General features: G+C 60.2%; 12 protein-coding genes. 5 read left to right on the top strand and 7 right to left on the bottom strand.

The window, feature by feature from the left end; translation table 11 throughout:
• Positions 1-393 precede the first annotated feature (393 nt).
• Positions 394-1,590 (top strand): NnrS family protein, encoded by a 1,197-nt coding sequence (locus AACQ95_RS05440; RefSeq protein WP_241280889.1) that lies wholly within the window; start codon positions 394-396, stop codon positions 1,588-1,590.
• A gap of 10 nt (positions 1,591-1,600) precedes the next feature.
• Here AACQ95_RS05440 and AACQ95_RS05435 read toward each other — a convergent pair whose 3' ends face one another.
• On the bottom strand, positions 1,601-2,176 hold the full coding sequence (locus AACQ95_RS05435) for a helix-turn-helix domain-containing protein (RefSeq protein WP_181003732.1): 576 nt from the start codon (positions 2,174-2,176) through the stop codon (positions 1,601-1,603).
• A gap of 121 nt (positions 2,177-2,297) precedes the next feature.
• Here AACQ95_RS05435 and AACQ95_RS05430 point away from each other — a divergent pair, with 121 nt between their 5' ends.
• Together AACQ95_RS05430 and AACQ95_RS05425 are read left to right on the top strand one after the other, a co-directional pair.
• Positions 2,298-3,449: a benzoate/H(+) symporter BenE family transporter gene (locus AACQ95_RS05430; protein ID WP_241280888.1), complete on the top strand. Its 1,152-nt coding sequence runs from the start codon at positions 2,298-2,300 to the stop codon at positions 3,447-3,449.
• Positions 3,450-3,598: 149 nt separating this feature from the next.
• Positions 3,599-4,663: a DUF3103 family protein gene (locus tag AACQ95_RS05425; protein WP_241280887.1), complete on the top strand. Its 1,065-nt coding sequence runs from the start codon at positions 3,599-3,601 to the stop codon at positions 4,661-4,663.
• A gap of 67 nt (positions 4,664-4,730) precedes the next feature.
• Here AACQ95_RS05425 and metF read toward each other — a convergent pair whose 3' ends face one another.
• Positions 4,731-5,627, bottom strand: a complete 897-nt coding sequence (gene metF, locus AACQ95_RS05420) for a methylenetetrahydrofolate reductase (RefSeq protein ID WP_021140731.1) — start codon at positions 5,625-5,627, stop codon at positions 4,731-4,733.
• 329 nt (positions 5,628-5,956) lie between these two features.
• On the opposite strand from metF, the gene AACQ95_RS05415 reads away from it, so the two are divergent.
• Complete coding sequence (locus AACQ95_RS05415; protein WP_241280886.1) at positions 5,957-6,757, top strand: GNAT family N-acetyltransferase; 801 nt, start codon at positions 5,957-5,959, stop codon at positions 6,755-6,757.
• A gap of 63 nt (positions 6,758-6,820) precedes the next feature.
• On the opposite strand, the gene AACQ95_RS05410 is transcribed toward AACQ95_RS05415, so the two are convergent.
• From AACQ95_RS05410 to AACQ95_RS05400, 3 genes are all read right to left on the bottom strand, one after another.
• A complete protein-coding gene (locus AACQ95_RS05410) occupies positions 6,821-8,305 on the bottom strand; it encodes an ABC transporter substrate-binding protein (RefSeq protein WP_241280884.1) in 1,485 nt (494 codons plus the stop codon).
• Between the two features lie 8 nt (positions 8,306-8,313).
• Complete coding sequence (locus AACQ95_RS05405; protein ID WP_043141408.1) at positions 8,314-10,293, bottom strand: methyl-accepting chemotaxis protein; 1,980 nt, start codon at positions 10,291-10,293, stop codon at positions 8,314-8,316.
• Between the two features lie 219 nt (positions 10,294-10,512).
• On the bottom strand, positions 10,513-11,124 hold the full coding sequence (locus AACQ95_RS05400; protein WP_042865943.1) for an OmpW family outer membrane protein: 612 nt from the start codon (positions 11,122-11,124) through the stop codon (positions 10,513-10,515).
• Positions 11,125-11,448: 324 nt separating this feature from the next.
• Between AACQ95_RS05400 and AACQ95_RS05395 the strand changes: the two genes are divergently transcribed.
• Entirely contained in the window at positions 11,449-11,574 is a 126-nt protein-coding gene (locus tag AACQ95_RS05395) for a hypothetical protein (protein WP_277604574.1), read from the top strand.
• On the opposite strand, the gene AACQ95_RS05390 is transcribed toward AACQ95_RS05395, so the two are convergent.
• On the bottom strand, positions 11,571-13,256 hold the full coding sequence (locus AACQ95_RS05390) for a sensor domain-containing diguanylate cyclase (protein WP_241280882.1): 1,686 nt from the start codon (positions 13,254-13,256) through the stop codon (positions 11,571-11,573). The two genes, AACQ95_RS05395 and AACQ95_RS05390, sit on opposite strands and share 4 nt — an antisense overlap.
• 144 nt (positions 13,257-13,400) lie before the next feature.
• Positions 13,401-16,229 (bottom strand): excinuclease ABC subunit UvrA, encoded by a 2,829-nt coding sequence (gene uvrA, locus AACQ95_RS05385; RefSeq protein ID WP_241280880.1) that lies wholly within the window; start codon positions 16,227-16,229, stop codon positions 13,401-13,403.
• Between the last annotated feature and the right edge of the window lie 77 nt (positions 16,230-16,306).

Here is a 16,306-nt window from a genome sequence, read left to right as displayed (position 1 = left end):
AAATTGTTTGATGTTCGATGCTGTGAGTGCCCACACAGATTGCTTGATTCAAATTGTTAAAGAGCGTCACGCTTGTCGCGTTGAGGAGGCGCATATTACGCTCCTCACTTCGAAAGTCAAGCGATTGATTTCGCTTTTCTTTCGGCGCTGGCTTCACAAGGAAGCTGGCTCATCAGGTTGGCGTGTTCCGCCGTGCTGGTAGGGGCGCATTATAGGGAGCCGCGCCGCGATGACAAGGGCTTTTTCATCACAATTGTTCGTTCGCTCAGATATGCAGCAAACCCGTGCCTTTTTGCTCAAAACCCCATCAATTCAGGCTTTGACTGGATTTAAATTGAACATTTGAAAAGTCACTTTATAATTGGCCTTTCAAATGTCAATTAAGGTTTCGCCATGCATCAGATCCTGGATAGCCGCAAAGAAGAACAGATAGTTCCTCTGTTCCGCTTGGGGTTTCGGCCTTTCTTCCTGCTCGGGGCCCTCTTCTCTGCCTTGGCCATGCTGGGCTGGCTGGCACAGCTCAATGGCTGGATCCTGTTGTCAGGAGTCGGCAACCCCATCTGGTGGCATGCGCACGAGATGCTGTTTGGTTTCGGTGCGGCCATAGTAGCGGGCTTTCTGCTGACCGCCGTACAAAACTGGACGGCCCATCCCGGTGTCCGGGGCTGGCCGCTGGCACTGGTCGTGGGCCTGTGGGCCGTACCTAGGTGCTTGTTGCCCTGGCTGGGAGAAGGGAACCCGGTTCTGATGATGATGGATCTGATGTGGTTACCACTCTGCGCCTGGTTCCTGGCCAAGCCCATCATAATAACCCGCCAATGGCGCAACCTCTTCTTTGTCCCCCTGCTCGTGGTACTGACTCTGCTCAATGGCGCCAGCTGGTTGTGGCATGAGGAGTGGATCGTCATAGAACATCTGCTGATCACGACAGTGCTGCTGTTCACGACCCTGATTGCCGTGATGGGAGGACGGGTCATCCCCTTCTTTACCGCCCGAGGCACCGGCCTGGAGAAAGCCGCCCCCCTGCCTTGGCTGGAACGCACGGCACTCGCATCGCTGTGGCTTATCTTGCTGTGCTGGCTGCTGCTCCCCACCCAATGGACCACCAACACTTATATGGTGCCTCTATATATAGTGGCAGCAGGTTTGCATCTGTGGCGACAACTGCGCTGGCGCCTGCCGACCACCCTTGCTCATCCCCTGCTGTGGTCACTGCATCTCGCCTATCTGTTTATTCCGCTCGGTCTGCTCGCTCTCGGAGCGCAGGCCGCCGGCCTGCCCATCACCTTGTCGACGGCCAGCCACCTGCTCAGCGCCGGCTGCATGGGCACCATGATCCTGGGGATGATAGCGCGCGTCTCCCTCGGCCATAGCGGCCGAGCCTTGCAAGTTGGACGCCGGATAAGCTGCGCATTCGCACTGGTCATAGCGGCAGCCGTGATCCGGGTTGTGATCCCGCTACTCTGGCCTGCCTATACCCTGCCCGGCTGGAACCTGAGTGGCCTGGCCTGGGTCGGCGCCTATGGGCTGTTCGTCTGGGTTTATGCCCCCATACTGACCAGCCCCAGGACAGATGGCCGTCCGGGCTGATCATACGGGCTTATTCTCGGGGCCTGGCCGCCGGATAGTGGATCAGGTTGTGAAAGATCGCAGGGGCAATCCCCAGATTGCGATAACCATGGGGGCGGTCGGCAGCAAAGCGCACCGCCTCCCCTTGTGCCAGTGAACGCCACTCCCCTTCCACCAGCACCTCCATCAGACCACTGATGACGATGACGTGCTCGGTCACTCCGGGCTCATGGGGTTCGGATTCGCGCTGATACCCGGGTAGCAGCGTCAATTCAAACAATTCAAAACCAAATCGCTTCTCATAAGGAAATAAGGGAGCTACCTGCATGCCCTCTCCCGCAGGCTGCTGGCGAATGGCGTCGGCGGTACGATAGAGCACCTCTCCCTGCGCTGCCGGGGCAGGCTCGATGAAGCTGGAGAAGGAGACCTGAAAGCCGGTGGCAATCTTCCACAGGGTCGCCACGGTGGGACTGGACTCTCCCCGCTCAATCTGCCCCAGCATGGCCTTGCTTACCCCCGTCTCACGTGCCGCCACATCCAGGCTCCAGCCCAGTTCGCTGCGCAACCCCTTCAGACGTTGGGCCAGATGCTGATTCATCTCTTGCATGACTGCCTCTTCATTGCGCTTGCATGAATCGTCTTGTGCGCTATAGCGCACAGCGATATAGTCAGAGCACACATTGTACGTAATAACGCACAGCCCGTCACAGCTCCACAAGGACGTCACTATGCCCTTCGCCCTTCCCCACCTGGTGGCAGGTTTCATCGCCGTGATGGTCGGCTACACCAGCTCCGTCATCCTGATCATTCAGGCTGCTACGGCGGCGGGTGCCGATGCCACCCAGCTTGCCTCCTGGCTATGGACGCTGGGTATAGGTATGGGAATAAGCTGCATCGGCCTCTCCTTTTATTACCGCATACCCGTACTGACCGCCTGGTCGACCCCGGGTGCCGCCCTGCTCATCACCAGCCTGGGCAATTTCACCCTGGCCGAGGCCATAGGCGCCTTCGTTATCTCTTCCCTGCTGATCACCCTGTGCGGCATCAGCGGCTGGTTCGATCGCCTGATGCGGCACATCCCGGCTCCGCTGGCCGCCGCCATGCTGGCCGGGGTCTTGCTCAGATTCGGGCTGGATCTCTTCAAAGTCGCGCCACAAGATCCCTTGCTGCTTGGCATTCTGCTGCTGGCCTTCCTGCTGGGCCGTCATCTCTGGCCCCGCTACACCATGGTGCTGGTGCTGGTGATAGGAATAACCCTCTGCGCCCTGCGGGGGGATCTGCAACTCGACACGCTTCACTGGCAGCTCGCCAGCCCGGTCTGGACCTGGCCGAGCTTCTCCTTTAATGCCCTGTTCGGCATAGCCCTGCCACTGTTCATCGTCACCATGACCTCCCAGAACATGCCCGGCATTACCATATTGCGAGCTCACGGTTATCAGCCGGCCACCTCATCCCTGATCACCTGGACCGGCCTGACCGGCCTGTTGCTGGCCCCCTTCGGCGGCTACGCCTTCAACCTGGCGGCCATTACGGCAGCCATCTGCATGGGCAAGGATGTGGATCCCGATGCCAGCCGTCGCTGGCCCGCCGCCGTCTGGGCTGGCGGCTTCTATCTGCTGACCGGTTGCTTCGGGGCAAGCGTGGCCGCCCTGTTCACCGCCTTTCCTGCGACGCTGATCACCTGCGTCGCCGGGTTGGCCCTGCTCGGCACCATAGGCAGCAGCCTGCACACGGCATTGCAACAAGACGAGGCGCGTGAAGCCGCCCTGCTCACCTTCATCATCACGGCCTCCGGGATCAGCCTGCTGGGTGTCGGCGCCGCCTGCTGGGGGCTGCTCGTCGGTGTCATCCTGCATCAAGTCAACCAGCGGAGAAACTGACCTGACCATCTGGGGAGCCTCCCGTGAGACACAGCACATAATTCAGAAAAATTGGTTCACAGCTGAAACTAATTGCCATTAAGTGGTGCCGAGGCACTTCTTCTTCCCCGATGTGTGCCTCTGTCAGACTCATAAACTGGAGAATAATAATGAGGAATCAGGCTGTCATTTTGTTACTGGCACTGCTGGGCGCCACCACCGCCCATGCTGCCGACTCGGATCGGGAGCTGGCACGCCAGCTCGCGCTGCAGCAGAAAAACCTGCTGCCACTGCTGAGCAATCAGGAGTACCAGAGCCCGCTGCCCAACCTGCTGCAGAAAGCCAGTCCAAGGCTGAAACGGCAGGCGAGCGATGCCAACCAGGCCGCCATCAGCCGGCAAGGGCTGGACGGCGAGGTCAAGCAGTTGATGCAACTGCGACTGGCCAACCCGGAGCAGGCCGCCGCACTGCAACAAGGGGTCGAACCCCTGGTTGCCTATGTACCGAGCGGAGATGAGAAGAGCTGGAGTGCGATCGAAGCTTTCGACAGCGCCGGCAACCCCGTCTATCTGGATGTGGACAAGGCGCCGGCGCGACCGGTCCTGGTGGTGGAAGCAGACCCCGTCAAGGCCAAGAACGCCGGTCTGAAGGTGCTGCGCAAGGCGCTGGCCGCAGCCGATCTGCAGGCTGCCCCGCGCACCGCCGCCAGCACGGCACCGCTCAAGACCAGCATCCTGAAGAAAATTCGGTTGAAGGATGATCAGGAGCCCTGGCTGCTGGGTGCGGCCGAAGTGTATGCGGTGGTCGCCGGGGTCAATCCCAGCAGGGATGAGCCCGTGGTCGACATAGTCGACATGCCCTACCTCGACTATGACAACACCGACTACACCCCCAACCAGATCCTGGTGTACTGGGATCGCTACCGCTGGGGTGCCGTCGACATCGTCATGATGGAGCAGGACGACAACGTCAACTACAAGGAGCTGAGCGGCCTGTTCATCGATGCCCTCAAGCTCGCCTTTACCGCTGGCGGCGTGCCGGAGGCCCTGCCCTTCCTGGATCTCGGCGGCCGTATCGTCAAGGCGCTGCCCGACTCCTGGATGACCAACAACGACGACTATCTGGATACCTTCTACACCCTGGAGCAGGACCAGAGCTATCACCAGTATCCGGGTGCCGCCGGCAATGCAGTGATCGATCTCGAACCGAAAGAGATAGCCCCAACCCGGCCTTGATAATCCCCTATGACAAAAAAGCCAATGAGCGACTCATTGGCTTTTTTTGTGCCTGCGGCAACCTGTGTCAGGCTGGGTCCTTCGGTCTGACCCCCAGGGTATGGCAGATGGCGTAGGTCAGCTCGGAGCGGTTCAGGGTATAGAAGTGGAAATCTTTCACCCCCTCCTGGCTCAGCACACGCACCTGATCGATGGCAATGCTGGCGCCCACCAGGTTGCGGGTCATCTGATCGTTGTCCAGCCCCTCGAAGCGCTGATGCATCCAGCGCGGGATCTTCACGTTGGTAAAACCGGCGAACTTGGCCAGGGTCTGGTAGTTGGAGACAGGCAGTATCCCAGGCACGATTTCGGCATCTATGCCGATGGCGGCACAGCGATCCCGAAAGCGCAGATAGGTCTCCACATCGAAGAAGAACTGGGTGATGGCACGGTTGGCGCCGGCATCAATCTTGCGCTTCAGGTTGAGCAGGTCGGACTGCGCACTCCTGGCCTCGGGATGGCCCTCGGGATAGGCGGCCACCGAAATATCGAAGTCAGCTTCAGACTTGAGCAGGGCTACCAGATCGGTGGCATACATGTCCGGCTTGTCGAGTCCGGGCGGCAGGTCGCCGCGCAGGGCCACGATATGGCGGATGCCGCTGTTCCAGTAATCGCGAGCTATGGTGCGCAGCTCGTCGCGGCTGGCATCGATACAGGTCAGATGCGGCGCCGCGATCAGGCCGGTACGCTCCTTGATGTCCTTGATCACCTTGTGGGTGCGATCCCGGGTGCCGGAGTTGGCGCCATAAGTCACGGAGACGAACTTGGGTTCCAGCACTTTCAGCCGCTCGATGGACTGCCAGAGGGTGTTTTCCATCCCTTCACTGTTGGGTGGAAAAAACTCGAAACTAACCCCTATGTCACCGCTTAAATCGGCCAAACTCTGGTTGAGCGCCTCAACCTGACGTGCACTGTGAAATCCCATCTGCTCTCTCCCTGTCCCGCAACCCATTCCTCTACGTCAAAACGGATGTTTGGACGTCTAAACGTCTTTCTATCTTTATGAGAAAACGGACCAAAGTCAACACTGATTTACGGATCGAGGAGAGAGGTTGGTGTTTATTTCGCAATTAACCTGAAGTAACGATTGGCACCCCATCCCAAAATCCGCGGAGTCGCGTTATGATGAACCCGGATCGTCCTGGACGTTCTGAATCTGCGTGTGATTGTTTGGCCGGAGGCTTCTCCGGCCCCTTTTTCAACCTATTCCCCTCCCTGCCGATAACCAATTGAGCCATTCGCAGGAGCCTCATCATGGATACCCACCCCGGCTTTGCCACCGACTTGCTGTTCGATCGCTATCAGGGCAACGTGGTAGATCATGAGCAATTCTGGGCCGTGCGCACCCCTGATGCCCCCGACTACTATTTTGGCAACTACTTGCTGCTCCCCACCCCGCCCAGCGATCGTGACAAGGGCTGGCTCGAGGCCAGCTTCGACAAGCTGATCGGGCAGGATCCCAGGGTACAACACCGCACCTTTCAATGGCCGCTGGCCGCAGGCCAAAACAGCCGGGTCGCCGGTTTCGTGGCGGCAGGCTATCAATACATGGAGTGCGTGGTGCTGGCACTGGATGCCTCCAGCTGGCATCAAGCAACGGCTGGCGATCCGGCGACGGATGCCCGTCCCTTCGAGTCCGCCGACTGGGATGAGTGGCTGACGTTTGAGCTCAATGAACGCGACCCTGGCCACTCGGTGGAGAGCTATCTGCCCTATCTGCAGTCGCGCCGCCACCTGTACGAGGCCATGATCGCGGACGGACTCGGGCAGTGGTGGGGGATCTGGCGGGAAGATCAGCTGGTCGCCAGCTGCGGCCTCTTCTTCACCGACACCATGGGCCGCTTTCAGCTGGTGCGCACCCATCAGGACTGGCGCAACCGGGGGCTGTGCCGCCAGCTGCTGAGCCAGGTCGCCCGTCAGGGGCTGAGTCGCGTCAGCCAGCTCATCATAGTGGCCGACGAGCACTACCACGCCCAACGGGTCTATCGCTCGCTTGGATTTGCTCCGGTAGCGCGCATCGGCAGCCTCTGCCGCTGGCCCCACGAGGCACAATAGCCCGGCTGCGGGCAGCAATGAAAACGGGAGGCTGATGCCTCCCGTTGTTTATGGTGTTGCCGGTTATTGCTGTGGCGTCTCCAGCTCGTTGGAGAGCGCCTGTTCCACCTCGGCCGACGGTACCGGCAATGGGGCCGCAGCGGCAGACTCTGGCGCGGCGGGTGTCACCGATGGCACGGGTGCGGCAGGAGCCGCTGTCACAGCCGGCGTCGCCGCGGATGGTGCGGCAACGGTGCCAGCCTCTGTGGTAGCGGGGGCTGCTGATACAGGGGGCGCAGCTACATCGCATTGGCAATCCTGCCCCTTGGCCTTGTTGCCCTGATGAGCGGGATACCAGCCTTTCAGCCCCTGCTCCAGCCGGTCGGCCGCCGCCTTGGGCTCCATCTTGCCGAGCAGCACGGCCTGACTCACCTCGGCCAGTTCGTCGCCCAGTTTTGGCGTGCCACGGGAGAGGATCTGGGTCGCCACCCGTATGGTGGAGTCACACTGATCGCGCCACTCCATCATCTCCTTCGCCGCCGGATTGGTGACATCGAAGAAGTGGTTGGAGAGGGAGAAGAACCCCGGCAGCGAGTTGGTATAGAGCTCGGCAAACTGGGGGGTGGTCAGCCACTGCAGGAAGGCCATGGCAGCCTCCTTGTTCTTGCTGGCCGGGTTCAGCCCCATGCCGATGTCGGTATGATCGGTAAAGAAGCAACCATCCCCCTGTTTCGCCACGGGCGGACGCATGACGCCAAAATCGACCTTGCCGGTAAAGGGGGCGATTTCCCAGGAACCCGCCACATAGAAGGCGGCCTTGCCGGAGGTGAACAACTCATTGGTGGCGGCATAGTCCCGGCTCTCGCCCCCCTCACCCAAGTAGGGGCGCCAGCGGGCCAGCTCCTCAAATACCTTGACGTATTGCGGGTTGTCGAGCCGCTCCTGACCTCCGATCAGCGCCAGACGACCGTCTTCCCCCTTCCAGTAGTTGGGACCTATGTTCTGAAAACCGAGTTCGGACGATACCCAGCTTTCGGAGCCACTCATGGCCAGCGGCACATAACGACCATCCGCCTTCACCTTGTCGAGCACGGCGAAGAAGGCATCGCGGGTTTGTGGCACTGTCAGGTCCAACTCACTGAATATCTTCTTGTTATAGAAAAAGCCGTGAATGACTGAGGCCATGGGCACGCAGAAAGTCTGGGCACCGGAGTCGGTCTGCCAGGGCGACTGGGCAAAACTCGGGAAGTTTTCCATCCCCGACATCTCGGTCAGCTCCGCCAGATGACCGGCCTTGAACAGAGCCAAGGAGTCATCAAACGGACGACAGGTGATGAGATCCCCAGCCTTGCCATCCTTCAGGCTGGCCCACAGGGTCGGCATGTAGTCGACGTTCTGCACACCGTTGAACTTCACCTGGATACCCGGGTGGGCCGCCTCGAAGGCAGGAATGATCTTCTGTTCCCACAGGGCCTTGTCATCGATCCGCCAGCTCTCTATCACCAGCTCGCTGGCCATCAGCTGACCACACAACAGGAGACTCAGGGCCCCAATCCACTTTTTAGACATAAGCCCTCCTAGACCTTGAAATGTGCGATCAATTGCTGCTGCTTGGCGACCAGATCCGCCAGCACTTCACTGCTGCTGGCCGACTCTCTCGCCTCCCGCTCGGTCTCGTAGGCCACGTCGGCAATGCCGGCGATATGGCGGGCGACACCCTGACTGACCGAGATCTGCTCCTGGGCGGCATGGGCAACCTGATCCGCCATCGACTTGATGGAGGTCATCCGCTCGGCGATGGACTGCAATGCCAGATCCATCTCGCGGGTCTGCTCGACGCAGCTGTGGGTCTGCTCCTGACTGCGACCCATCACTTCCACCACCTGCTTGCTCGAGTTTTGCAGGTTCTCGATCATCGCCTGGATCTCTTCGGTCGAGGTCTGGGTGCGGTTGGCGAGCGCTCGCACCTCGTCGGCCACCACGGCAAAACCACGACCGGCATCGCCGGCCCGGGCCGCTTCGATGGCGGCATTCAGGGCCAGCAAATTGGTCTGCTCGGCGATGCTGCGGATCACGTCCAGAATGCTGCCGATATTGTTGCTGAACTCGCCCAGCTTGTAGGTGATGCCGACGGCCTCTTCCATGGCGCCAGCCAGCTGCTCAGTGATGCGACGCGTGGTGGCCACCTTCTGGCGACCGCTGCGGGCCTCGTCATCGGCCAGATCCACTTCCCGCTTGGTGCCATCGGTGGAGCGGGCCACCTCGGTGGCACTGACCTCCAGCTCAGTGATGGCGGCGGCGACCTGATCGGTCTGGCTCTTCTGATCCTGCACCCGGGACATGGCGCGCTCGCTGATCTCGGCGGCGCGGCTCGCCTCATCCACCAGATGGCGGGAGCCCGCGTTGATCTGGGAGAGCAGTTCCCCCGTCTTGCCGGCCAGGGTATCGATGGAGCGGGAGAGGGTGCCAAACTCGCAGCTGCTGCGGTAGTTGATGCGGCGAGTCATGTCCCCGGCCGCCATGTAGTTCAGCTCCTTGTTGATCATCTGCAGCGGACGCTGAATGCTGCGCGCCGTGGTGTAGCCAATGATGAGCGCCGCCGCGGCCGAGATGGCGGCGACGATCAGGATCCAGAAGCTGGCACTGCTGACCGCATCATCCGCCGTAGTCCGGCTCTGGCTGGCGATGGTCCCGGCCGACTGGCCCATCTCGTCGAGCAGGCTCAGGCTGTTGACCAGGCTGGCGTCGAGTTGCTGATTCAAGGTTTGCAGCGATGACGCCAGTTGCTGGGCATTGCGCATGGTGGCAAGCAAGCCCTGCTGGCCGAGCGCCAGCTCCTGCATGCGATCCAGGTTGGAGACGAAACGCTGCTTCACATCATCCGGGACCAGCACCCGATCGAGACGCTTGCGGGCCATCTCGATATCCTTGCTGAGCACCTTTTCCAGCTCATTGAGATCTGTCTTGGCATCGGCCCGGCGAATGTTTTTCAGATCCCGCGCTATACCCGAGGTGATGAGCTCGGCCTTGTTGCGCATGGAACGCTTGCTGGCGGTCTGCTGCAGCAGCAGATCGGCCGCCCATTGGTAGGTGTCTTCCAGCCGGATGAAGGCGATCTCCAGCTTGTGGCGTTGATCGAGAGCGTTGACCCATTGGCTGTGCTGGGAAAGCACCTGCTCCGCCAGTCCATAAAACTGTTTGGTGGCGCCATCCACCTGCTGGAAGCGACCATTGGCCTCCGCCACGCCGGTGAACTTGTCCATCTCCTGGCTCAGCTGGCTGAATCGGGCCTGCTGCTCCTTGAACTGGCTGGCGAGTTGCGGCAGCTGGCTCGCTTCCTCACTGGTCCGGTAGACCAGCACCCAGCGGTTGCTGTCTTGCAGAGCGCCTTTCAGGCCCGCCACCGCAATCACCAGCGGCGTAGCCCGGTCTGAGACCTGCGACAGGCCGTCGTTGATACCCCTGATCTTCAGGGTGCTGATCACCCCAAGCAGGATCAACAGCAGCAGCATCAACACAAATCCGGCGATGATCCGCTGCACAATAGATAAACCCATGGAGACATCCTCACTCATTGGGGGAAGGTAACGTGAACATAGACACTATCGGCACAAGCGGCGAATTATAGAGGGGAGGGTGATGTTATTTTATTGATCTATATGGGGTTGGATCACAATTGGCGGGATCCGGCACAGGCATAAAAGGGCCCGGACAGTGCCGGGCCAAAGAGACGTGCTTAGCTGTACAGGCCGTGAGGAGGCCAACCTTGTGTCCTATCAGAAGCGATAGCCGACACCGAACATGAAGGCCATGGGATCGATGGAGGTCTTGATGGTGCCCACGGCTGTGTGCACATCGGTGTCGATATCCATGATCCAGGCGGAAGCGTTGACGAACCAGCGATCATTGATCGCCATGTCCAGGCCGACCTGACCGGCCAGACCCCAGGAAGAGTCCACGCTGACATCTGTGCCTTCCAGTGCGCCACGGCCCTGCTCATCGAAGAAGGTGGTGTAGTTCACACCGGCACCAATGTAGGGGCGCACCTTGCTCTTGGCATCACCGAAATAGTACTGCGCCATCAGGGTCGGCGGCAGATGCTTGACCTTGGCGACCTCGCCCAGACCCGCGGTCGAGACGGAGTGGGAGAAAGGCGTGGCGGCCAGCAGCTCGACACCCCAGTTATCGGTGATCAGATAAGATAGGGTCAGACCCAGCTGCATGTTGCTGTCAATTTCCAGCTCACCGGTACCCAGCACATCGTCACTGCTCGTTTGAGGGGAGACAAATGCCAGGCCACCGCGGACCAGAATATCGCCGGCCTGGTGGGCCATGGCGACGGGAGAGGCAAGTGCGGCTGCGATCATCAGCGGAAGGATCTTTTTCATCACATTTTTCCTTTTAGTTTTCGTTCTATGTTGCAAGCCTGAAAACTATAAAGGGATGTGAATGCGGAGTTATTGATTTAGCTCAAACGTTACCAATAAATAGATAGATGTGTACAGCAGCTTTCAACCCTGCCTGCAAACCGCAAAAACAAAGAAAAATCACCTATATAACAATGAATTGGATAATATATAACTGATTTTAAACCCACTAAGAGACAATTTAAATATATCTTATTGCGGATTTAAACGGCGAGAAATGGTTGTTTCATCCTGGCAACAAGCGTATTTTTGCGGCCAATGTAGCGCAGCTGTAAGCGAAAGTTTATGAAAGAACAAACAAGACGGGAAAAGATCATCGCCATTCTGGCGGCCATATGGGGCATAGGATCCTTCCTGTTTATTTTATTTGGATTCATTCTCGGCATGGCGCTATTAATGCTGACCCGTTAAACCAGCTGGCCGACATGGGATGTCTGGCACGACAGCCACTCTCCCGCCACTATCTGCTCCGGGCTCAGCGCCCATAGCTCCCGGGCCAGCTCCCCACTGTAGCCCCGCCAGCGATCCCGCCCCTCCTGCTTGGCCCTGTATAACGCCATATCAGCCAGTTTGAAGCTGAGATTCCAGAACGAATCTTCCAGTTCCCGGTGCAGGGGATAGCTGCAATATCCCAGCGACGCCGTCATCTTGAGCGGCACCTCCTCACGCCCGAATCTGTACTCGGCAATCTTGCGGCGCAAACGCTCGACCCGACTCGCGACCTGTGTCGTCTCCTCGCACGTGAGCAGCAGCAGGAACTCCTCCCCACCCAGCCGGATCAGTGGCTCCTCCTCACCGAGGGCGGCGCGCAGCAGTTCGGCGAGCTGGCACAACACCAGATCGCCGATATCGTGCCCGAAACGATCGTTGACCTGCTTGAAGTGATCCAGATCCAGGATCACCAGCATCCTGGCGGCGGTGACGTTATCCCGGCTCAGCAGCCACTCGTCGAGGTAGCGCCGGTTGAAGGCATGGGTCAGCGGATCCGTATAGGCGGCAGTCTCCATCTTGGAAGAGTGCGCCTGCAGGGCACTGTGGTGCAGACTGATCTTGGCCGCCATCTCCCGGAACTTGCGGCTGAGCAGGGCCATCTCCTGGCTGCTGTCGATGATCGGCAGCACGCTGATGTCCTGTTTCTCGCCAAATTTCTGCAGCGCCTTCACCAGCTCGCTGACCGGCCCCAGTACGATTGCCCGCAACCGCGCCAGCGCCATCAAGATGCAGGCCAGGCTGATCAGCAGCATGCCGACGAAGGTCCAGATAGCCCCCTCCATCGCCCCCTGCAGCACATCACGATCGTCTTCCACTATCAGGGTCAGCACGGGGTCGCCATTGCTGTCGAGCAGCAGCCCCTCCCCCCTGACCCGCTGCAGCCCCAGGTCCACCAGGCGATAGCTCATCTGTGGCTTGAGTGGCTTGAAGGAGAGGAAGTTATCGGAAGGCTTCGGTTGGGAGAGAGTCAAAGAGAGGGCGGTGCGCTCGGCCAGATCATGCAGATAGCGAGCATCCAGCCAGCGAGTCACCAGCAGATAACCATTGGGTGTGGCGTTTCCCAGGGTGTTGGTCACCGGCTGAAGCGAGTAGATGAGCGGCCCCCACTGGGATCCCCTCACCCCGCTCAGGCTGCGCATCCCCTCCTGACGGGATTCACGCAGCAACTGCAGCTTGAGGTCATCCAGGAAGAAGGGAAGCAGGGTCGTGTCCGTGCCTGGCGTCTCGGGCAGCAGGGTGCGGGTCCAGATCTCGGCCCCCTGCAAATCCATATAGCTCAATACGTTGAGTTCGAAATCCCGCATCGGGGTATCGACCAGCAGATTGGAACGAATATAGGCCTGATTGGGATGGGCCAGAAAGCGATAGCTCTCATCCCAGATGCCCCAATCCCGGGTGAAGGCATTGATGGCGTTGATGTCACCCTGTACCGCCTTGATCACCCGCTGCAGGTGATCCTTCATCCGCCGCTCCTCGACTCTCTGCGCCGCCGGCACCTGGGCCAGGGCGATCACGATGAGCAGCATCAGGATGGCTCCGGCCCAGACGGGAAACATGGAGTAGGCCAGCAAATGATCGATGGAGCGGGAAGGTTGAGCCATGAACGCCAATATCCTTTGGACGGCAAACAAGGGAGCGAAAACTGTCTTGCACCAAGTATGGAGTATCCGCCTCCTGGGGCGGCAACTGAATCACTTCCATAAAAAACAAGGGGCCCAGGGCCCCTTGTCTCATTGCTGCCGCGATTATCTTACCAACAGCGGGGCCAAGAAGCGCGCCGTATGAGAATCCTCACAGCGGCTGATCTGCTCCGGCGTGCCTGTCACCAGGATACGGCCGCCGCCGGCACCGCCCTCGGGCCCCAGATCGACGATCCAGTCGGCGGTCTTGATGACGTCCAGGTTGTGCTCGATGATGACTATGGTGTTGCCCCGATCCCGCAACTGGTGCAGCACCTTGAGCAGTTGCTGGATGTCGTGGAAGTGCAGGCCAGTGGTCGGCTCATCCAGGATGTAGAGGGTCTGGCCCGTGTCGCGCTTGGAGAGCTCCCGCGCCAGCTTGACCCGCTGCGCCTCGCCGCCGGAGAGCGTAGTCGCCGACTGGCCGAGCCGGATGTAGGAGAGGCCCACATCCATCAGGGTTTGCAGCTTGCGCGCCACCGCCGGCACAGGGTCGAAGAAGGCTCTGGCATCTTCCACCGTCATGTCGAGGATCTCGTGGATGTTCTTGCCTTTGTACTTCACCTCCAGGGTCTCGCGGTTGTAGCGCTTGCCCTTGCAGACGTCGCACGGCACATAGACATCCGGCAGGAAGTGCATCTCCACCTTGATGACCCCATCCCCCTGACATGCCTCGCAGCGCCCCCCCTTGACGTTGAAGGAGAAACGACCCGGCTGGTAGCCCCGGGAGCGCGCCTCCTGGGTGCCGGAGAGCAGCTCGCGGATCGGGGTGAACAGGCCGGTATAGGTGGCCGGGTTGGATCGCGGGGTACGGCCGATAGGGCTCTGGTCTATGTCCACCACCTTGTCCAGGTGTTCCAGCCCCTCGACGCTGCGATAGGGGGCCGGGGTGGACTCGGTCGCCTTGTTCAGCTCCCGGTGCGCGATACGGAACAGGGTGTCATTGATCAGGGTCGACTTGCCGGAGCCGGAGACGCCGGTGACGCAGGTCATCACCCCGATCGGCAGATCCAGGTTGACGCTGCGCAGGTTGTTGCCGCTCGCCCCCTTCAATTTCAACCACTTGCCGGTGAGCGGCGTGCGCTCGGCGGGGATGGCGATCTGCTTGCGGCCGGAGAGGTAGTCACCGGTCAGGGAGGCGGGATTGTCGATGATCTGCTGGGGCGTCCCCTGGGCCACTATGTTGCCACCGTGTACCCCGGCGCCCGGGCCTATGTCGAGCACATGGTCGGCAAGACGGATGGCATCCTCGTCGTGCTCCACCACTATCACAGTATTGCCGAGGTCGCGCAGGTGGGTGAGTGTCTTGAGCAGCCGCTCGTTGTCGCGCTGGTGCAGGCCTATGCTGGGCTCATCCAGTACATACATGACCCCCACCAGGCCGGCGCCTATCTGGCTCGCCAGCCGGATACGCTGGGCTTCCCCGCCGGAGAGGGTCTCGGCACTGCGCGACAGGCTCAGGTAGTTGAGGCCCACGTTCACCAGGAAGCCGAGCCGCTCGATGATCTCTTTCAGGATCTTCTCGGCGATCTGGGCGCGCTGGCCGGTCAGGCTCAGCCCCTCAAAGAAGGCGAGTGCATCACCGATGGATTGTTCCGCGATGGCGGGCAGGTTGCGGTTGTCCACGAACACGTGGCGCGCCTCTTCCCGCAACCGGCTGCCACCGCAGCTGGCGCAGGATTTGTTGGCTATGTACTTGGAGAGCTCTTCCCGCACCGAGTTGGACTCTGTCTCGCGGTAGCGCCGCTCCATGTTGTGCAGGATCCCCTCGAACGGGTGCTTGCGCACCACCACATCGCCACGGTCGTTCATGTAGCGGAACTCGACCTCGGTACGCCCCGAGCCGCGCAGTATCACCTCCTGGGTCTTGAGCGGCAAATCCTCCCACGCCGCCTCCAGATCGAACTGATAGTGATCGGAGAGGGACTTGAGCATCTGGAAATAGTAGAAGCTGCGCTTGTCCCAGCCACGGATGGCACCGTTGGCCAGGCTGATAGCCGGATCGCCTATCACCTTGGCAGGATCGAAATACTGCTGCACCCCGAGGCCGTCACAGGTGGGGCAGGCACCAGCCGGGTTGTTGAACGAGAAGATGCGCGGTTCCAGCTCCGACATGGAGTAGCCGCACTCGGGGCAAGCAAAGTTGGCAGAGAAGGTCATGGGGGCAACCCCCTCCTCCCCATCCATGGGCACCACCAATACGATGCCGCCTGAGAGGGCCAGCGCCGTCTCGAACGATTCGGCCAGGCGCAGCGCCAGATCATCGCGCACCTTGAAGCGGTCCACCACCACTTCGATGGTGTGCTTCTTGTGCAGCTCCAGGGTGGGAGGGTCGGAGAGATCGCACACCTCGCCATCGATGCGGGCACGGATATAGCCCTGCGCCGCTAGGTTTTCCAGCAGCTTGCTGTGCTCCCCCTTGCGATCCCGCACCACAGGGGCCAGCAGCATCAGCTTGCTGCCCTCTGGCTGGGCCAGCACCTGATCCACCATCTGACTGATGGTCTGGGCGGCGAGCGGAATGGCGTGGGTCGGACAGCGGGGTTCACCTACCCGCGCAAACAGCAGGCGCAGATAGTCATAGATTTCTGTGATGGTGCCGACGGTCGAGCGCGGGTTGTGGGAGGTGGACTTCTGCTCGATGGAAATGGCAGGGGAGAGCCCCTCGATATGATCCACATCCGGCTTCTCCATCAGGGAGAGGAACTGGCGGGCATAGGCGGAGAGCGACTCCACATAGCGGCGCTGGCCCTCGGCATAGAGGGTATCGAACGCCAGGGAAGACTTGCCGGAGCCGGAGAGACCTGTGACCACGATCAGCTTGTCGCGGGGCAGGATCAGATTGATGTTCTTGAGATTGTGGGTGCGGGCACCCCGAATCACGATTTTTTCCATCTTTTGCACGCTCGATACACAAACCAGAGCGAATCAGTATGGCATAGAGACTACTGGATGAATAGACAGGTTTTATC

It is taken from the genome of Aeromonas sp. MR19 (genome assembly GCF_963899305.1).
Lineage (GTDB): Bacteria > Pseudomonadota > Gammaproteobacteria > Enterobacterales > Aeromonadaceae > Aeromonas > Aeromonas bestiarum.
The sequence above is the reverse complement of the archived record's forward strand: the minus strand, read 5'-3'. Positions and strand labels throughout refer to the sequence as shown.

Bases quoted from the DNA above. Each gene is read 5' to 3' on its own strand.
- AACQ95_RS05430 (WP_241280888.1), top strand. From the start codon at position 2,298: ATGCCCTTCGCCCTTCCCCACCTGGTGGCAGGTTTCATCGCCGTGATG.
- AACQ95_RS05400 (WP_042865943.1), bottom strand. From the start codon at position 11,124: ATGAAAAAGATCCTTCCGCTGATGATCGCAGCCGCACTTGCCTCTCCC.
- AACQ95_RS05415 (WP_241280886.1), top strand. From the start codon at position 5,957: ATGGATACCCACCCCGGCTTTGCCACCGACTTGCTGTTCGATCGCTAT.
- AACQ95_RS05435 (WP_181003732.1), bottom strand. From the start codon at position 2,176: ATGCAAGAGATGAATCAGCATCTGGCCCAACGTCTGAAGGGGTTGCGC.
- AACQ95_RS05410 (WP_241280884.1), bottom strand. From the start codon at position 8,305: ATGTCTAAAAAGTGGATTGGGGCCCTGAGTCTCCTGTTGTGTGGTCAG.
- AACQ95_RS05395 (WP_277604574.1), top strand. From the start codon at position 11,449: ATGAAAGAACAAACAAGACGGGAAAAGATCATCGCCATTCTGGCGGCC.
- metF (WP_021140731.1), bottom strand. From the start codon at position 5,627: ATGGGATTTCACAGTGCACGTCAGGTTGAGGCGCTCAACCAGAGTTTG.
- AACQ95_RS05440 (WP_241280889.1), top strand. From the start codon at position 394: ATGCATCAGATCCTGGATAGCCGCAAAGAAGAACAGATAGTTCCTCTG.
- AACQ95_RS05390 (WP_241280882.1), bottom strand. From the start codon at position 13,256: ATGGCTCAACCTTCCCGCTCCATCGATCATTTGCTGGCCTACTCCATG.
- uvrA (WP_241280880.1), bottom strand. From the start codon at position 16,229: ATGGAAAAAATCGTGATTCGGGGTGCCCGCACCCACAATCTCAAGAAC.
- AACQ95_RS05405 (WP_043141408.1), bottom strand. From the start codon at position 10,293: ATGGGTTTATCTATTGTGCAGCGGATCATCGCCGGATTTGTGTTGATG.
- AACQ95_RS05425 (WP_241280887.1), top strand. From the start codon at position 3,599: ATGAGGAATCAGGCTGTCATTTTGTTACTGGCACTGCTGGGCGCCACC.